The organism is Vibrio viridaestus (assembly GCF_003856525.1).
Classification (GTDB): Bacteria; Pseudomonadota; Gammaproteobacteria; order Enterobacterales; family Vibrionaceae; genus Vibrio; species Vibrio viridaestus.
This window is the reverse complement of record NZ_RJVQ01000002.1, coordinates 285,213-301,317: the sequence shown is the minus strand read 5'-3', so window position 1 is coordinate 301,317 and position 16,105 is coordinate 285,213. Positions and strand designations below refer to the sequence as shown.

The following is a 16,105-nucleotide window of genomic DNA, read 5'->3' as shown; positions in this document are numbered from 1 at the left end:
TTATATTTCAATAAATTAGAATCAGTAATGAAAGAATTAAGAGAGGGGAGGCAGAAGGAAATACGGCAAAGCGGTAAACCGGCATTGCCGCCAGTTTACCGCTTGAGATATTAACGGATTTGAAGGATGTTTTGTTGCAGTTGGTTGTCAACTTCAAGGGCACGTGAGTTAGCCTGGAAGTTACGCTGCGCTGAGATTAGGTCAACGAGTTCCTGAGTCATATCAATATTTGACTGCTCAAGCGTACCACTGGTGATGGTACCGTATGAGCCTTTGTTTGACTCACCCCAAATCTTATCACCTGAATCTTGTGTCGCATCCCATTGGGTTGCGCCTTTTTTATCCAGACCCTGTTCATTAGCAACACGAACCAATGCGACACGACCCAGCGTTACGTTTTCACCATTCGAATAGGTTCCAAGCACGCTACCATTTTCATCGAAATCGACTTTGGTTAAAAACCCGGTTGTTGCGCCATCTTCATCAAACTTAGTCAGTTCAAACGGAGCGGCAAATTGAGTAGCCGAATCGAGTTTGAAAGAAAGAGCCTGGTTAATATCAGCTCCATTCATTTCTACAGGGTTAGCACCAGAGCCTAGCGGTTCTGAGACCACATTCTGACCGTTATTGATGCTTGCCAAAGTACCATCATTATTGAACTTCAGCGTATGCCCTGTCTGGCCAGATCCTGCCGCGGCATCACCACCCAAAATATTGATTGGTTTTTCGCCTTGTTTATCTGTAACCGTATAATAAACCTGCCATGTATTGGCCTGGTTCTGATCTTTCAGATAATAACTGGTTAATTTATAAGATTGACCCATCGAGTCATAAATAGTCGACGATGTTGAACGGTTATAGGTTTCCGGGTCAGTGTAGTCAAATATTGCCGGATCCTTTAGCGCACCGTTTGCTGGTAAGTTGACGCCAACTTCGATATTCGCAGTTTGTTTTGGCTTACCAAATTCCGCAGGGATATTAATCGGTGTTGGTTCGTAAGAAGCAACCTCCCCCGTATCCTTATTAACCTGATAACCTAATAGAAACTCATCATTTGATGTCACCATATAGTTATCTTTGTTCAGGTGAAAAGCGCCGTTTCGCGTCATTTCGTTCTGTTGTGGCAGCAAACGTTCTTTCGCTACCGCAAAGTAACCAGTGCCCGATACACGTAAATCCATTGGATTATTTGTATAGATGCTGGAACCTTCGTGGAATTGCTGCGCCACTTTGTTTGCCTGAACACCTGATCCCGGAGTTGTTTTCGCATTGGTAAACAGTGAATTTGAATAAACATCACCGAATTCAGCACGAGACTCTTTGAAACCAAATGTATTGGCGTTAGCTATGTTATTACTGGTGGTGTTCAAATCGAGCTGCGCGGCAGACAAACCACTCAAAGATATATATGACATCGTAGATTCTCCTATCTAGCTAGCGTCGTTACGCTTTGCCAACCTCTAGTACTTCAGCAAGTCGAACTGGCGAATCATAGCCAGCCAGATTCAGTAGTACGTTACCATTACCTTTACCAAGTAGAACGCTGTTGACGTTCGCATAAGTCGAAACATCAAATTCTGTATTTTTGCCATCCATCATACCTGCAGCTTTTATCTTATAAGTGCCTGCCGGCATAGGATTGCCTTGTTCATCTTTGCCATCCCATTCGATACGGCTATCACCCGCAGGTTTTGCACCGAGATCAATAGTTCTGACTAATTGTCCAGCTTGGTTCTCAACCCGAACGTAAAGGTTATCGATAGCATTAGGAAGCTTAACCATTGCTGCCATTTGACCATCGTCCTTTTTCAAACCATTCGGACTTTTAATTAAGACATCTCTACCGACCAACGAAGATGCTTGTAACGCTTGGTTGGAAGTTAAAGATGAATTCAAGCTCTCAAATTGACCATTCATTTTGCCGATACCATCAACGGTGGCAAACGATGCCATTTGAGCAATCATCTGATCATTTCCCACAGGCTTAAATGGATCCTGCTGGGAAAGCTGTTTTGTCAAAAGTGATAAGAAATCTTCTTGTTTAAGATCCTGCTTACCAGTGACCTCTGTTTTCTTATTTTTATCTTGAAGATCCTTAAGCTGATCCATATAAGATAAGCCACTTTGACCACCAACATTATTTACTCCGGCCATATGCTATCTCCTAACTCCTCACTGGCCCATCTGCAATGTTCTTAATAACATTTGCTTACTAGCATCAGCAACCTGAACATTGGTCTGATACGCCCTTGAAGCAGAAATCATATTTGCCATTTCTTCCATCACATTCACATTCGGTTTATAGATATAACCATCGGCATTTGCCAGTGGATGCTCCGGATTATATTCGGCAACTAACGGTTTATCACTTTCAACAACGCCCATCACTTTGACCGGCACTGTGTAGTCATTTTTGCTTCGCGCATTGTTAAGCTCAGCGGCAAACACGGGATGTCTTGCCTTATACGTATCTTTCGCTGAACTGGCTATACTGTCTGCGTTCGCCAAATTACTGGAAGTCGTATTTAGACGAATTGACTCAGCACTCATCGCTGAACCAGTCACATTGAATACATTGAATAAACTCATCTAAAATTACTCCCCTTTAATCGCTTTAGTTAACCCTTTAAACTTACCGCCTAAAAAGTCTAACGAAGCTTGATGACGAATCTGGTTTTGCATGAACAGATTACGCTCTAAATCTAAATCAACAGTGTTGCCATCACCAGTATCTGGTTGAGTTGGAACACGGTAAAGCGTTTCCCCTACAACTGCCATAGAGGCAGGAATATGCCGACCATCAGTACGAGCAAGACTAATACTTGCCCCCGAGCTTGCCGCATTCAACGCTTTCTGGAAATCAAGACCCTTGGCCTTATAACCTGGAGTATTGGCTTGGGCGATATTACTGGAAATCACCTCAGCATTACGCTCACGCACACCGACAGTGTACTGATGAACGCCTAATGCATTGTTAAATGATATTGCCATGAGCCTCTCCAAATCCGGTTATTGATTGGTCTGTATAATTAAAAGCAATTAGCGTACCAACTTATTTGCCGCTTTGTCTTTTGTCAAAATATATTGAGCAAAGATTGTACCAATCATAACGTTCTGACAAAGATAAAAAAGCCCAGCATTAGGCTGGGCTATTCATAACTTATTCTAACTATTTGAGTTTATATATAATTCCAGGGTTACATCGAACCATCTCAAATTTATCAGTTAATCCGGTAAGCGATTCTGAAGCACCAAGCAATAGATATCCTCCCGGGTTCAAACTACTCGCCATCTGATTAAGAACCTTAGATTTCATTTCAGATGAGAAATAGATAAGCACGTTGCGGCAAAAAATAATATCGAACTTGCCGAGCAAACTGTAACTCTCCATTAAATTCTGTGGTCTGAAATTCACTAATCTCTTGACGTTGTCTTTCACTCGCATGCGTCCGTCGCCGACTTCTTCAAAAAAAGCTCGGCGCCTTTCTGCAGACAGTCCACGCCCCAGAGCAAGATTATCGTAGATACCAGCCCGGCACATATCGAGCATTACCGTTGATATATCGGTTGCAGTAATCGACACGTTTGGCAGCATGCCTGGTTTCTTCTGCTGTGTCTCCAACACCGTCATCGCCATAGAATATGGCTCCTGACCGGAAGAGCTGGCCGCCGACCATATTTTTATCGGCTTTTTCTTTGCCGCTATTTCGGGCAAGATTTTTTCCGACAACACGGCAAAGGGATAAGTATCCCTAAACCATAACGTCTCATTAGTGGTCATCGCGTCAATAGCGGCAATACGCATATCTCGGTTGCGCCCTGTTATCACGTCTTTCATCAACGTAGACAATGACTCAACCTTGTATTTATTTACTAGAGGACTTAAACGACTCCTGACCAAGTATTGTTTGCTATCGCCTAAAACAATCCCACACTGGGATTCTAGAAAACGGCAAAATTCTTTATATTCTTGGTCATTTATTGTAATTGCTGTCATTGATATCTCTTATTCCACTACTAGAGCAGATTTCACCGCATTACCCAATTCATCCGGGTTAAATTTAGCAATAAACGAGTTTGCACCAACACGTTCTACCATTGCCTGATTGAAAACACCACTTAACGATGAGTGAAGAATAACATAAAGGTCTTTCAATTTAGGATGTCGGCGAATTTCTGCTGTCAGGGTATACCCATCCATTTCTGGCATCTCAATATCAGAAATTACGAGAGAGATGTGATCGAAAATATCACCATCGTCAGCCATCTCACAAAGCTTATCATAAGCTTCTTTACCATCTTTGACTGCAACGACTTCGAAACCAATCGATTCGATTGCTCTTTGAACCTGCTTACGTGCCACAGTGGAGTCGTCCGCAATCAAAATACGCTTAACAAACTCTCGACCACTTGTTGCGTCATTAATGGATTCGCCAATACTTGAATCCATTGTTTCATCAACAGGCGCGATTTCTGCCAGAATCTTTTCTACGTCAAGAATCTCAACTAACTCACCATCAATATTGGTTACAGCAGTCAAATAGTTACCCTTACCGGCACCTTCAGGTGGTGGTAAGATTTCTTCCCAACGCATGTTGATAATACGCTCAACCGAGCTGACAAGGAAGGCCTGAATGCTACGGTTAAATTCCGCGATAACAACGAAGCTTTTTTCGATATCAGTCGTTGGGCGCCCACCAATAGCCAAGCTCAGATCAATCACTGATACTGTCTGACCACGGATATGAGCTACGCCTTTAACAAGACGATGCAAATTCGGCATCATGGTGAGTTTAGGACACTGTAGTACTTCTTTTACTTTAAAAACGTTTATGCCGTAGCGCTGCAGACCGTTTAACCGAAACGTCAATAATTCCAATCGGTTCTGACCGACAAGTTGTGTACGCTGATTCACCGAATCAAGAACACCCGTCATAAGCTCATCTCCATCTCAAACATTTGCACTAAAAAGTGTTAGTCTACTAGTTAGCAATTACCGAACAGAGAAACAAAGTTATGTTTTCTAAACAAAGTCTGACTTCATTTTCTATTACTAAGTGTAGAGCCTTCTGTAAACTTTTATACAGCTTTATCGCCCTTTTATTATTTTTCTTTAGTCTGAATGCACAATCAGCAACAGACCAGCAACTTGAACAAATTCAAAAACTAGCCGAAAGTTATGTCGTTGAAAATTTCACGCCTCCAAGTGGAGGTACCATATCGGCTAATGCGGCTACCTTAGATAATCGGCTACAAGTTAGCGATTGTCCAACCGGGCTATCTGCTTTTTCCTCTTCAAAGAATGGATCTGCAAGCAATGTCACTGTTCTAATTGAGTGTAAAAGCGAAAATTGGAAGGTTTATGTGCCTGTTAGGCTCAAAGTCACCGTTCCAGCCGTCGTTGCTACTCTGCCACTTTCACGCGGACAAATTATTACTCAACAAGATGTTAGCCTCTCTATGGTAGACTTGCTTCGCTTCCGTCAGCAAGGTTTTTCATCAATTCAACAAGTGGTCGGATCTAAGACTAAAAGAAATATTGCTGTTGCCGATATCATAGATGGCAATGATATTTGCGTTGTTTGTCGTAATGAAAGTGTTACGATTAAAGCAATCAAAAATGGTCTCGCTATCACCACACAAGGGACCGCGCTAACTGATGGTTCCTGGGGGGAACAAATCCGCGTGAAAAATGACAAATCTAATAGGATCATTGATGCGAGGGTATCAGGAATTAGTGAAGTTACCGTTCGGTTTTAAACATCGGTGAAAAAAAGACCATTTTCAGATATTAAATGCTAAAGTATCGTAACCATCGGTCGATAACGACGATACGAAATGTACAATCAACCTAAGGGCTCATTATGGCAGGTATTGATAACATACGCTCCGGACACTCGTTAACGAATACGAGTCGGAGCAGTCAACGTGCTGATAACAACTCGTCGGACTCGAAGACTCAGGGAGCAGAGAGAAGCTCATCTTCGGGCAAAGATGCGGTCTCAATCAGCTCACAAAGCAAGGAGATCGGGAATATGCATAACCAGATGGCCTCTTCTCCCGCCTTTGATAGCGCGAAAGTTCAGGCAATCAAAGAAGCCATTGCAAATGGCTCCTATGTAGTTGATCCTGACAAACTAGCAGAAAATATGATCAAATATGAAAAAGAGTTGGGTGGATTAAGCTAATCCTCCTATACCTTTTCATCGCTCATAAAATAGGAACAGTACTATGGCTGCACTACAGGATTTACTCGACTTTCAACTAAAAAGTGCTCAAGAACTTCTAGCACTTTTAGACGAAGAAAAGGTGGCCATAACTAAACGAGTATCTGCAGACATAGAATCCCTAGCCCACCAGAAAGTAAAATTGGTGGAGCAGTTGAATTCAACTGATCAACGAATTGCTAAGCACCCGAACGTTAAGAGCCTGACTGAGGATGAAGAAAGTTCGAAGATTGTGAGTACAATTCAACAAATCATAGCCGAATGCCAACGAGCGAATGAGATTAATGGGCAAGCACTTGAGAGAGCCCAGATTAGCTTTCACAAGTTGAAAAACCTGATGCAACAGAGCCAAGGCAAAGTGGGCATGACCTACAGTTCAGATGGAAAAACCAAAAACATCTCGACGTTGGGAACCAATCTTAAAGCATAAATAAGTGGCAACTGAAAATGACAAAAGCGGCAAAATTGCCGCTTTTTCTTTTGGAGAACGTAACGAAAAACTTAATTTAGAAAATGGTTGTCTGTCTTCTGTCTGGTACCTGTATCACTTCGCCATAATTACGCATTTCATTCATACGCTTAATGTCCAGACGTAATTCAGTCACGTAACTATCACCGACTTTATAACTGCGTACAACTTCCGCTCCACGGATGATGCCATCAACCGATCCAGAAGTGGCTTCGGTACCTAATCTTTGATCCATCAGGTCTGCTCGTCCACTGACTCGCATTCCATAAACCTGCTCCGCCAATTCTCGATAAGCATCAATTTTTGAAGCTCTCATAGCTCTCACTTGCTTTTCGGCATCATTGCGACCTTTTTGGTCACCGATAGACGCGTAGCCAACTGAGGTCAGAAATTCTTGTTTTTCCATAGTCTGTAACGGTTGACATCCCATCATAAGAACCGCGACTAAAACCAGTAGTAAAACTCTCATGAGATATCCTCCTTATGGACGCAGAATAACGGTATATGGCTGACGCATAGTTGGGTCAGAGCGGATAAGAACACCGTCCTGAGTACGCATCGCATTTAATGTATCCAGATCTCGACCTATACGATCGGCTGGTAAAAAGCCCTGAGCTGTCGCCACCACAATCCTACTCTGCATACCGACGACTCTTGCATTAAATAGAACGCCACCTTCTTGTCGTAACATCGTTCCGGTCAGGACATACTGAATGTCCTGTTTCTCAGCCAAATCCGTCCAATTACGGCTAAAAGCAAAATCGCCTTGTTGAGTCACCTGAATTGAACCCGTTGTTTTGAAGTCAACGACCTTAAATCCACGCTCCTGAAATTGATGAATAAACCCTTCAGATACAGAGTTACCCAACCAGTTCGTCGTATCCATATTCTGTAGATCGACGAACGATGTGACGGCTATAGGTGTTCTCGCTGTCACACTGGTATTCGACTCGATCAGATCCTCAGTCATACTTTTCACGAAATAATCCATCGTATGTTGAGGACTTCTCTGCAGCATAAACTGAGCACCTTTATATTCTTCCTTACCGTTATAGATGGGAGCCATACACCCAGCCATCAGTAAAGCAGGCACAAAAATAAGCCATTGTTTCATTGTTCGTTCTCCAAATTGTGTCCGGCAACGGCAGTGTCCAAAATTTGACAGTAAAAGATGGAACACTCTTTGCTTTTATCTCACAGACGGCGTGAGAAGTGTTGCCAACAACAGTTACTCAGACTTAAAAGCAAAAATCGTACCCAATTGGAAAAAACATGAAAAAGTTACTTACAACACTCTTCGGAATAAGTGCCTTGTTTAGCGTAACATCACCTGCGATGGCCGCTTGGTATGAGGTAATTGGCAGCTCTGCGATTGCGTCAACCGAAGATAGAGCCAAGTTAAATGCGTTAGAAGATGCGATTTATCGAGCCGTTCAATTTTCTGGTGCCGATATTGGAGCGGTCAGCAATTTATATCCGATGCTGAATACTCAACAGAACGAATTTCAATTTACCAATCATGAAGTGCGTTATATTTTGGTCGAACAGGTTGGTACCGAAAATGGGACCATGTACGTAAAGGCAAAAATTGACATCTACCCATCGGCAAAGGGTTGCCATGTTGACCAATATAAAAAGACATTTTTGTTCAGCAATATTGAAATTGAGAATCCACAACAAGCTGTCATGGGACAGATTTACGACCTTGGTGCCGATTTTTCAAATATCTTAAATAAGCAGATTGATCAGACATCACAAAGCTTTATTTCTGTCGGAACGTCTGACTATGCTATCGATAAAAACCATTCATCAAGGATTCAGATGATCGCTCAGGATCGCAATGCATCTTATATAGTTGGGGGAACTATCACTGACCTATCCGCCACAATAAACAGTAATGATGTTATTAACCGTCAATTTGCTCTCAATATGTTTGTATACGACGGCAAAACAGGAAATAAGGTTATTCAAAAAAACTATCGTGAAGTAGCAACCTGGCCGTTCCCTAAAACCAGTCAGGTTGATACACGCAGTGCAAGATTCTGGTCATCAGCTTATGGTGACATGCTGCGTCGCGTTAGCCGAAATATCATGCTCGATATGGAATCAGAGCTTTCCTGTAAAATTACACTTCCTGAAGTCGTTGCTAAGTTTGGTGAAACCGTCACCATGAACCTTGGCCGAATTCATGGTGTACGAGTCGGCGATAAACTTCAATTGTGGCATACCGGGTCATTCATCGATCAGCGTGGCATATCCAGACCCAAAGTTACCCAAAGCGACATTACATTAACCGTCACTAGAGTCTACGAAAACGATGCAGATCTAAAAGTTGACCAACCAACCCTAGCAGAAAGCATCCAAATTGGCGATGTAATGCACAAACAGATGTAAATTTCACGGATAGAGATGAACTTATCATGAAAATTCAGTACTATAAGGTTCTTCGCTCCCGTGGCACAGCTGGATAGCGCGGCCCCCTCCTAAGGGGCAGGTCACAGGTTCAAATCCTGTCGGGAGCGCCATATATCAAAGCTTAGTGAAACGTCTCACTAAGCTTTTTTAATATCTGATCCGTTCACTCATTTCTCCATTCGAGTCCATAATTATTTAGTCATAATTCCATCCTGAAATACATTCACGAGACCAATAAATATCACATTAAAAATTGATGTATCACACCTCACAATCTACACTTTTATCAATAATATTTTTTGACACTTACTCTGACTTATCTGTTGCGCGAGTAATGGATGAGGAGGCCCCATGAAACTAATGCACTTCATTGGGATTCTGGCTGCCAGCATGCTTTCATTTGCTGCTTTAGCCCAACCAGTCACCCCAACAGAACGTTATATTGTTGCTCTGAAAAGCGATGTCTTGATGCCTGCACAAGTCGCATCAGAGATAGCAAAAAGTACCAACGGACGTATCGACTATATATATCGAACTGCTTTTAACGGCTTTTCAATCTCAATCCCACCGAATGCAGCTTCAAGATTATCGAATGACCCAAGAATTCGATTTATCGAGAAAGATATAAAAGTAACCGCTATCGCTCAAACCATACCAACAGGCGTACAAAGAATTTTCCCGAATATCGGCGGGTTGAGCATTAATTCTATTGATGACTTCCGGGTCGATGCGGATGTGGCCGTTCTTGATACAGGAATCGATCTCGCTCACCCCGATCTCAATGTGGTTGGCGATGTTAATTGTCTTAGCACAACAGGAAAAGGTGCGCCCTGGAAGCAGACTTATATTTGTAATACCGGAGGCGACGACGACCATTATCACGGGACACATGTAGCAGGTTCAATTGGCGCTTTAGACAATGATTTTGGTGTTGTCGGTGTTGCTCCTGGGGTTAGGTTGTGGGCAGTTAAAATTCTCGATGCTTCTGGCTCGGGCTCCATCGCAGGCATAGTTGCCGGTATAGATTGGGTGGTTGATCAGGGCAAAATCGAGATAATAAATATGAGCCTTGGAGGTTCAGGCACCAGTCTTGCCATGAACGAGGCAATTCAAAACGCTTATGATGCTGGAATCCTGACCGTAGTCGCAGCCGGAAATAGTAATATGGATGCCAGCGGATTTACACCTGCTAATGCGCCTTTTGCCCTAACTGTTTCAGCATTAGCAGATTTCGATGGGTATCCCGGTGGTTCCGGAATATTCAGCTGTTATGACGATTTAGATGATACATTAGCCTCATTTAGTAACTGGAATAATGTCACTGCCAGTCCAGTCATCAACATTGCTGCACCAGGAGTGTGTATAACATCAACCTATCCCGGTGGTGGGTACGCTATTTTGAGTGGAACATCAATGGCCTCACCTCACGTTGCTGGGGCGGCAGCATTACTGGCTAGTCAGGATAATAGCAGTATCACCAATCCAGCTCAGTTATATTGGAATCTTCTCACATTCTCAGGAAACTTTGACTGGACTGATGATTCCGGAGATAACTATCAGGAACCACTGCTCGATATCAGCTCTTCAAACTTTACTCCGGTACTCGTTAGCACCACCAGTTCTAATAACCCCCCCGTTGCCACATATACCTACAGTTGTTCAGAGCTATCGTGCAACTTTGACGCCTCAGATTCATTGGACAATGATGGGATCATTACGAGTTATATTTGGAACTTTGGAGACGGAAGTAATAATCAACAAAGCGTCACAACAACACATACATTTAGTGAAGAAGGTATGTACTCAGTAACGTTAACAGTGATGGATAACTTAGGATCTAGCAACTCAATGACACAATCCATTGATGTTGCAACGGGATCGTCTAGTACAAGCCTAAGTACAGTGAGCATAAATAATGGCTCAACATGGACTGCCATCGTGGCTGACTCTAATGGAAGTTATCTTACCGGAGAATGGTCTACAGGTGCGTCTTGCCTGAACCAAGCGCAGTGTGAGCTCAGTGGAATAGCAAAAAAACAATCAGTCGTTGTCTTTACCAGCAGTTTTGGAGAACAAATTGAGGTATTGAAGCCTTAAATAGGGAGTTCTAATAACATTTATAGGTAAAGCCCAGAGAAAACAATTTCTCTAGGCTTTTGTAAAACTAAAATTATTCTCATATTACAAATGAACGATTATCCTATAGACTTAATGTGATTCAATTAAAAGAAATCGCTAAAAAAGTGTAATTATGAGTACTATATGAGAGTGATTAATAAATATCTGCTTTTTATTTTTTTGGCTAGTTTCCTGCCACTAAAGTCAGAAGCATCTGTAATTAATGCAATACTAAATGGGACGGTAACATCACTTTCCGTTATCCCGTATCAGGTGAAGCTTACTATATTAAGAACGTCAGGCTCTGAAACAGAATCAGTACTTTGTGGCGGTTCAATCATCGACGATAGTCTTATTTTAACAGCAGCCCACTGTGTTGAAGATGACGGAGGCTATACAACCTCATCAATTACTGTTCGATATTTAGATTATACAGATTCATCATCACCGACGATAACATCAGCTTCAGTAAGTAGTTTTACCATAAATCCTAGTTGGACTGGCTCAGTTACTAACTCAAGCGATATCGCCGTCCTTTATTCAGCAAATACATTTGCTAATGCAAAGAAAATTAAAATCGCCTCAACATCAGAAATTAGTACTATGTTAAGTCAGTTTCTCAACAGTTATGCTGAAGGTCAGGACAATGAGGAGAATGTACAAGCAAGTGGCTATGGGATAGATGAAAATGATAGCTATGATGTCCTAAAGCGTGTGCTATTAACAGGAATACCAAGTGCTACATGTAATAGTCTAAAATCAAGCTCTGATACTGGTGATGATGTTATCTGTGTCCAAAGTCCTTCCCAGACGACAGATTATGGGTTTTGTAGTGGTGACAGCGGTGGGCCTTTAGTTTGGCAAAACCCATCGAATAGTTCCGATAGTGACTATGGTGTGCGTTTAATCGGTGTCGCTTCCTATGTAACGGCTGAAAATGGTAACTGTAGACTTAATGGCACTGGATATTTTGGAGCTTATACCAATATAAATTACTACAAATCATTCGTGAATAGTGCAGCTAGCAGCCTTACTAGCATATCAGGATATGACTATGAAAATCTTTCCATCTCATATTCGTTTGACTCTAATCCTATTTTGGCGAGTAACTCTACTAGCAGTAGCGTGACTACGTCATCAAGTGGTGGAGGCACTACAACTATCCCCATAATATTAAGTTTATTTAGTTTATTAATGTGGCGTTCATACAAACTATATTTTAGAACATTCAGAATCACGAGTAAGGCGAAGTAAATACTTCGCCTTTATTCAGATAGGACTATACTGTGCCAGCGGCTAAATCCAAACGCGTTCTGAATTTAATAACCGCCAAACTGGCAATTAACCCAACAACGCTTACTGCAGCCACATAATAAACAGGGAACATCACGTTTTCTGAAATCATACCGCTCACCAACATTGGTGTTGTGCCACCAAAAATGGCATACGAGACGTTATACGAAAACGACAGTCCAGAAAATCGGATGGGCGCAGGGAAACTTTTTACTGCAATTGCAGGTACTACACCAACGATACCAACAAAGAATCCTACAACGGCATACATTTCGAATAGATGGCTGGTGTCGTGGAGCATAGTTGAATAAAACGCCCAAAAGCTTGCCGCTAAACCAACACTGAAAATGGTCATACTTACACCGCCACCAAATCGATCAGCTAAAATGCCAGAGACAAGTGAGCCTATCAAAACAAAGATGATAGCAACGCTGTTTGCTTCCAGAGATAAAGTAGGATCAATATGAATGATTTTCTGCAATAAAGAAGGCGTCATTAAAATTGCAACGACAACCGCAGCCGTCAAAACCCAAGTTACGGCCATAGAAACGATAACTGACGGAAGATGATCTTTCAGTACCGTTTTTAAAGGTAACTCTTCAGCTAACGTTTTACGCTCCTGCATAGCTTTAAATACAGGAGTTTCATGGAGCCAACGACGAAGATACATCGTTATAAAACCAAAAATCCCACCCAATAAAAAGGGAATTCTCCAACCATACTGGTGAACTTCTTCTGCAGAAAACGTTGAATGAATTGCTGTTGCGACCAGTGAGCCCATTAAAATACCGGCTACAAGCCCTGCCGATAATGTGCTGCAGGCAAAACCAATATGTTTTTTCGATACATGTTCGGTTACAAATACCCATGCACCAGGGGCTTCTCCGCCAATAGCTGCACCTTGTAGAATACGACACAACAGCAGAAGTAATGGTGCGGCCAGACCGATTGTTTCATAGGTTGGCATTAAACCAATAGCAAAAGTGGGAACAGCCATCATGAAAATACTAAGCATAAACATACGTTTTCTGCCAAGTAGATCGCCAAAATGCGCCATAATAATTCCGCCAAGTGGTCGAGCCAAATAGCCAGCGGCAAAAATACCGTAGGTTTGAACCTGTCTCATCCATTCAGGCATGTCTGTTGGGAAAAAAAGACCGCCCACGACATTTGCGAAATAGACAAAGATAACAAAATCATAAAATTCTAATGCACCACCAAGCGCGGAAAGGCTTAATGTTTTTACATCGTTTGAATTGATCTTCCGCCTCGAATAATCGGAGTCTTGCGTTTGAGATTGACTATGTTGAGTTTTCATTTTCTCGTATCTTAATTGTATGTTGTTGTTTGCGGCTGCTAATTAGTTAGTCGAAGATCACATCGCTTATATCTAGCAATTGCTTCTTATTTAAAGGTATGTTTAGCAGTGGGATCATGGATACTACTCGCTAATATTCACAAAAAAAAGTGTGTCGACGTGTCAAACAAAACCATATTCTGTAAACATAAATGAGCACTTTGTGATAACAGAATATAATTATCTAATGGAAGCATAATCTGTAGAAAACTCGGTTGAGGCTGAAACATTTTGCAATATTTAACGCTAAATGAATGTAAATAGAAAAAGTTCGAATTATTTTATCTCGTGGTTAATTACACTTCCAGTTTGTCCTGAAAGACGTTAAGAACGCGGTAAATTTACCGGATTATCAGGAAAAGATAGGCAAATGAAAAGTAGCTTGCTAAGCTAGCTTTCGTGCTAAGTAACGACCAATTACTCAACCAAATACATAATAGCTGCAGTAACGAATCAATGACTCAGAATAAGAAACTTAAGCTAAAAAATACGTTGTATCTGTTCTTTGTGGCTTCCCTATTAATCTTTCTTCAGGGATGTTCAGCCAACCAGAAAAACGAATTACGCAGAATCGCGCAAACGTCTTCAGCTAGCGAAATCTATAAATACAAAATCGCAGTCCTCGATGATTTAAAGAAATATAAGCGTAAACTGGATCTCCGAAACCCCTACTCATACAACCCAGAACTCAGAGAAAAAATCTTCAAAGAGATTGAAACGGGCAAAAACACGATCAATCTTTATCAAGCTGGTAAAGAATTAACCCATGAAAACGAATATCTACACTATGCTTTTTTACCCGAAAACATTCAGTATCGTAACGATTTCCTGATACTTGGATTATATAAGTTAGTCTATAAAGCCTATGATTTGAGCACCAGTCACAAATTCACAGCGATTGAGTACAACTCAACATACATGCAGGAACTTTACAAATACCTTCAAGTAGTACGATGGAAAATACGCACAAACAAAGGCAATGATGGCCAGTATCTATTTCTAACATGGCAGAACAATTGGCAAATTGAATTGATGAATCATCCAGCGACTGACCTCAATATTATTCGCGACCTGAGTTTCATAAAAGATAAAAGAGAAACACTTTTCGATCATTCTAATTTTTCCTTCGAAATCTTGATGAACCGAATGCTTATCAACGTAAAGTATTCCTTAGAAGAAACCAATATAGAGCCATACGATATGAGTGTTAGTGCCCTTAAAACGTTTGTTTTTATTATTTAATCTTTATTTCAATCGAATCAGAAGATTGCTTATTTTTTGTTTTGATAGATTTGAGAATATTGGGTAATAACGACATCGCTACCATAGCAAACATCAGAAGATACTGAGATCCCGTATAGGACTCACCTGATAGGATAAATCCGCCCATAACGCCAGCCATTGGATTCGCGACGCCTGAAAAAGTAAACTCAACGATACTCAAATGCTGTAATGCCCAGACATACAAAGAGTACGCCAGCGCAGTATTAACTAAAATAATCCATCCTAAGCCAATGGTGTTCTCAATGGAAAATGAGGTAAGAACCTCAATATATTGGTGTGGATGAATGTACATATCCACACAGCATAACGCCAGTAATACCACACCTCCAGATATCAGTTGCCATGTCACCACACTCCACCAATGCACTTGCTTATTGAGCGTTTTTGTCAGAACGCTTCCGATGATGATACAAATTACCGCCACTACCATTGCCATCAATCCAAGTGGGCTTAATTGAATCGAACCTGGGTTAAACAAACTCACTGCGATTACAACCAAACCAATGCCTGAAAGAATTTGCACTCGAGATGGAGTTTGCTTCATAACCCCCCATTGAATAGCCATTGCGAAAACGGGTACAGACATCATGCCCACACTTGAAATAGCCGAAGGTAAATTGAGCGCCATAATAAAAATACACACAAAGAAGGCACCAATATTAATAATGCCAATAATCGATAATTTAAATAACACTCTTTTTCTAGGAATTTGGGGTCTCAACGCCAGCAATAGTAATCCTGCAGGTAATGCACGCAGAGTACCAAGTAGCAGTGGTGGCCAGCCGGAAAGGAAATGTTGAGTAACGGAGTACGTTGTTCCCCATAGAAAAGAAGCGATAAAAGCAAAAATTAAGTCCATAAGAAGAATCTTTATGTAAAGATAATTAACATAATAATAATGCTTTTCTCTCTGTTGTAAAGTATCTTAACGTAAAGACATAT

The 16,105-nt window shown here is 41.4% G+C and carries 17 protein-coding genes and 1 tRNA gene; 8 read left to right on the top strand and 10 right to left on the bottom strand.

Annotated features, from left to right (window positions below; all coding sequences use genetic code 11):
* Nucleotides 1-110 precede the first annotated feature (110 nt).
* The 6 genes from flgE to EES38_RS05115 form a co-directional block, all read right to left on the bottom strand.
* Complete coding sequence (flgE, locus tag EES38_RS05140; protein ID WP_124936117.1) at nt 111-1,415, bottom strand: flagellar hook protein FlgE; 1,305 nt, start codon at nt 1,413-1,415, stop codon at nt 111-113.
* 28 nt (nt 1,416-1,443) lie between these two features.
* Nucleotides 1,444-2,154 carry a flagellar hook assembly protein FlgD gene (gene flgD, locus EES38_RS05135; RefSeq protein ID WP_124936116.1) on the bottom strand — a complete coding sequence of 237 codons (711 nt, stop codon included), beginning with the start codon at nt 2,152-2,154 and terminating at the stop codon, nt 1,444-1,446.
* An 18-nt stretch (nt 2,155-2,172) separates the two neighbouring features.
* Complete coding sequence (flgC, locus tag EES38_RS05130; RefSeq protein ID WP_124936115.1) at nt 2,173-2,589, bottom strand: flagellar basal body rod protein FlgC; 417 nt, start codon at nt 2,587-2,589, stop codon at nt 2,173-2,175.
* Nucleotides 2,590-2,595: 6 nt separating this feature from the next.
* Nucleotides 2,596-2,991, bottom strand: coding sequence for a flagellar basal body rod protein FlgB (gene flgB / locus EES38_RS05125; protein ID WP_124936114.1), 396 nt, complete (start codon nt 2,989-2,991; stop codon nt 2,596-2,598).
* A 178-nt stretch (nt 2,992-3,169) separates the two neighbouring features.
* On the bottom strand, nt 3,170-3,997 hold the full coding sequence (locus EES38_RS05120) for a protein-glutamate O-methyltransferase (RefSeq protein ID WP_124936113.1): 828 nt from the start codon (nt 3,995-3,997) through the stop codon (nt 3,170-3,172).
* Between the two features lie 9 nt (nt 3,998-4,006).
* Complete coding sequence (locus EES38_RS05115; protein WP_124936112.1) at nt 4,007-4,936, bottom strand: chemotaxis protein CheV; 930 nt, start codon at nt 4,934-4,936, stop codon at nt 4,007-4,009.
* 80 nt (nt 4,937-5,016) lie between these two features.
* Here EES38_RS05115 and flgA point away from each other — a divergent pair, with 80 nt between their 5' ends.
* The 3 genes from flgA to EES38_RS05100 all read left to right on the top strand — a co-directional run bounded on the left by flgA (nt 5,017) and on the right by EES38_RS05100 (nt 6,657).
* Nucleotides 5,017-5,760: a flagellar basal body P-ring formation chaperone FlgA gene (gene flgA / locus EES38_RS05110; RefSeq protein WP_124936111.1), complete on the top strand. Its 744-nt coding sequence runs from the start codon at nt 5,017-5,019 to the stop codon at nt 5,758-5,760.
* Between the two features lie 104 nt (nt 5,761-5,864).
* Nucleotides 5,865-6,188, top strand: coding sequence for a flagellar biosynthesis anti-sigma factor FlgM (gene flgM, locus EES38_RS05105; protein ID WP_124936110.1), 324 nt, complete (start codon nt 5,865-5,867; stop codon nt 6,186-6,188).
* Between the two features lie 43 nt (nt 6,189-6,231).
* Entirely contained in the window at nt 6,232-6,657 is a 426-nt protein-coding gene (locus EES38_RS05100) for a flagella synthesis protein FlgN (protein ID WP_124936109.1), read from the top strand.
* A gap of 76 nt (nt 6,658-6,733) precedes the next feature.
* Here EES38_RS05100 and flgP read toward each other — a convergent pair whose 3' ends face one another.
* Nucleotides 6,734-7,165, bottom strand: a complete 432-nt coding sequence (flgP, locus tag EES38_RS05095; protein ID WP_124936108.1) for a flagellar assembly lipoprotein FlgP — start codon at nt 7,163-7,165, stop codon at nt 6,734-6,736.
* A 12-nt stretch (nt 7,166-7,177) separates the two neighbouring features.
* Nucleotides 7,178-7,810 carry a FlgO family outer membrane protein gene (locus EES38_RS05090; protein ID WP_124936107.1) on the bottom strand — a complete coding sequence of 211 codons (633 nt, stop codon included), beginning with the start codon at nt 7,808-7,810 and terminating at the stop codon, nt 7,178-7,180.
* Nucleotides 7,811-7,968: 158 nt separating this feature from the next.
* Here EES38_RS05090 and EES38_RS05085 point away from each other — a divergent pair, with 158 nt between their 5' ends.
* The 4 genes from EES38_RS05085 to EES38_RS05070 all read left to right on the top strand — a co-directional run bounded on the left by EES38_RS05085 (nt 7,969) and on the right by EES38_RS05070 (nt 12,483).
* On the top strand, nt 7,969-9,090 hold the full coding sequence (locus tag EES38_RS05085; protein ID WP_124936106.1) for a flagellar assembly protein FlgT: 1,122 nt from the start codon (nt 7,969-7,971) through the stop codon (nt 9,088-9,090).
* 54 nt (nt 9,091-9,144) lie between these two features.
* Nucleotides 9,145-9,221, top strand: a tRNA-Arg gene (locus tag EES38_RS05080).
* Nucleotides 9,222-9,462: 241 nt separating this feature from the next.
* On the top strand, nt 9,463-11,208 hold the full coding sequence (locus EES38_RS05075) for a S8 family serine peptidase (protein ID WP_124936105.1): 1,746 nt from the start codon (nt 9,463-9,465) through the stop codon (nt 11,206-11,208).
* A 165-nt stretch (nt 11,209-11,373) separates the two neighbouring features.
* Entirely contained in the window at nt 11,374-12,483 is a 1,110-nt protein-coding gene (locus tag EES38_RS05070; RefSeq protein ID WP_124936104.1) for a S1 family peptidase, read from the top strand.
* A gap of 25 nt (nt 12,484-12,508) precedes the next feature.
* Here EES38_RS05070 and EES38_RS05065 read toward each other — a convergent pair whose 3' ends face one another.
* Nucleotides 12,509-13,840, bottom strand: coding sequence for an MFS transporter (locus EES38_RS05065; RefSeq protein ID WP_124936103.1), 1,332 nt, complete (start codon nt 13,838-13,840; stop codon nt 12,509-12,511).
* A gap of 495 nt (nt 13,841-14,335) precedes the next feature.
* Here EES38_RS05065 and EES38_RS05060 point away from each other — a divergent pair, with 495 nt between their 5' ends.
* Nucleotides 14,336-15,121 carry a hypothetical protein gene (locus EES38_RS05060; protein ID WP_124936102.1) on the top strand — a complete coding sequence of 262 codons (786 nt, stop codon included), beginning with the start codon at nt 14,336-14,338 and terminating at the stop codon, nt 15,119-15,121.
* Here the strand turns inward: EES38_RS05060 and EES38_RS05055 are convergent.
* Entirely contained in the window at nt 15,114-16,022 is a 909-nt protein-coding gene (locus tag EES38_RS05055; RefSeq protein WP_124936101.1) for a DMT family transporter, read from the bottom strand. The genes EES38_RS05060 and EES38_RS05055 overlap by 8 nt on opposite strands.
* Nucleotides 16,023-16,105 lie beyond the last annotated feature (83 nt).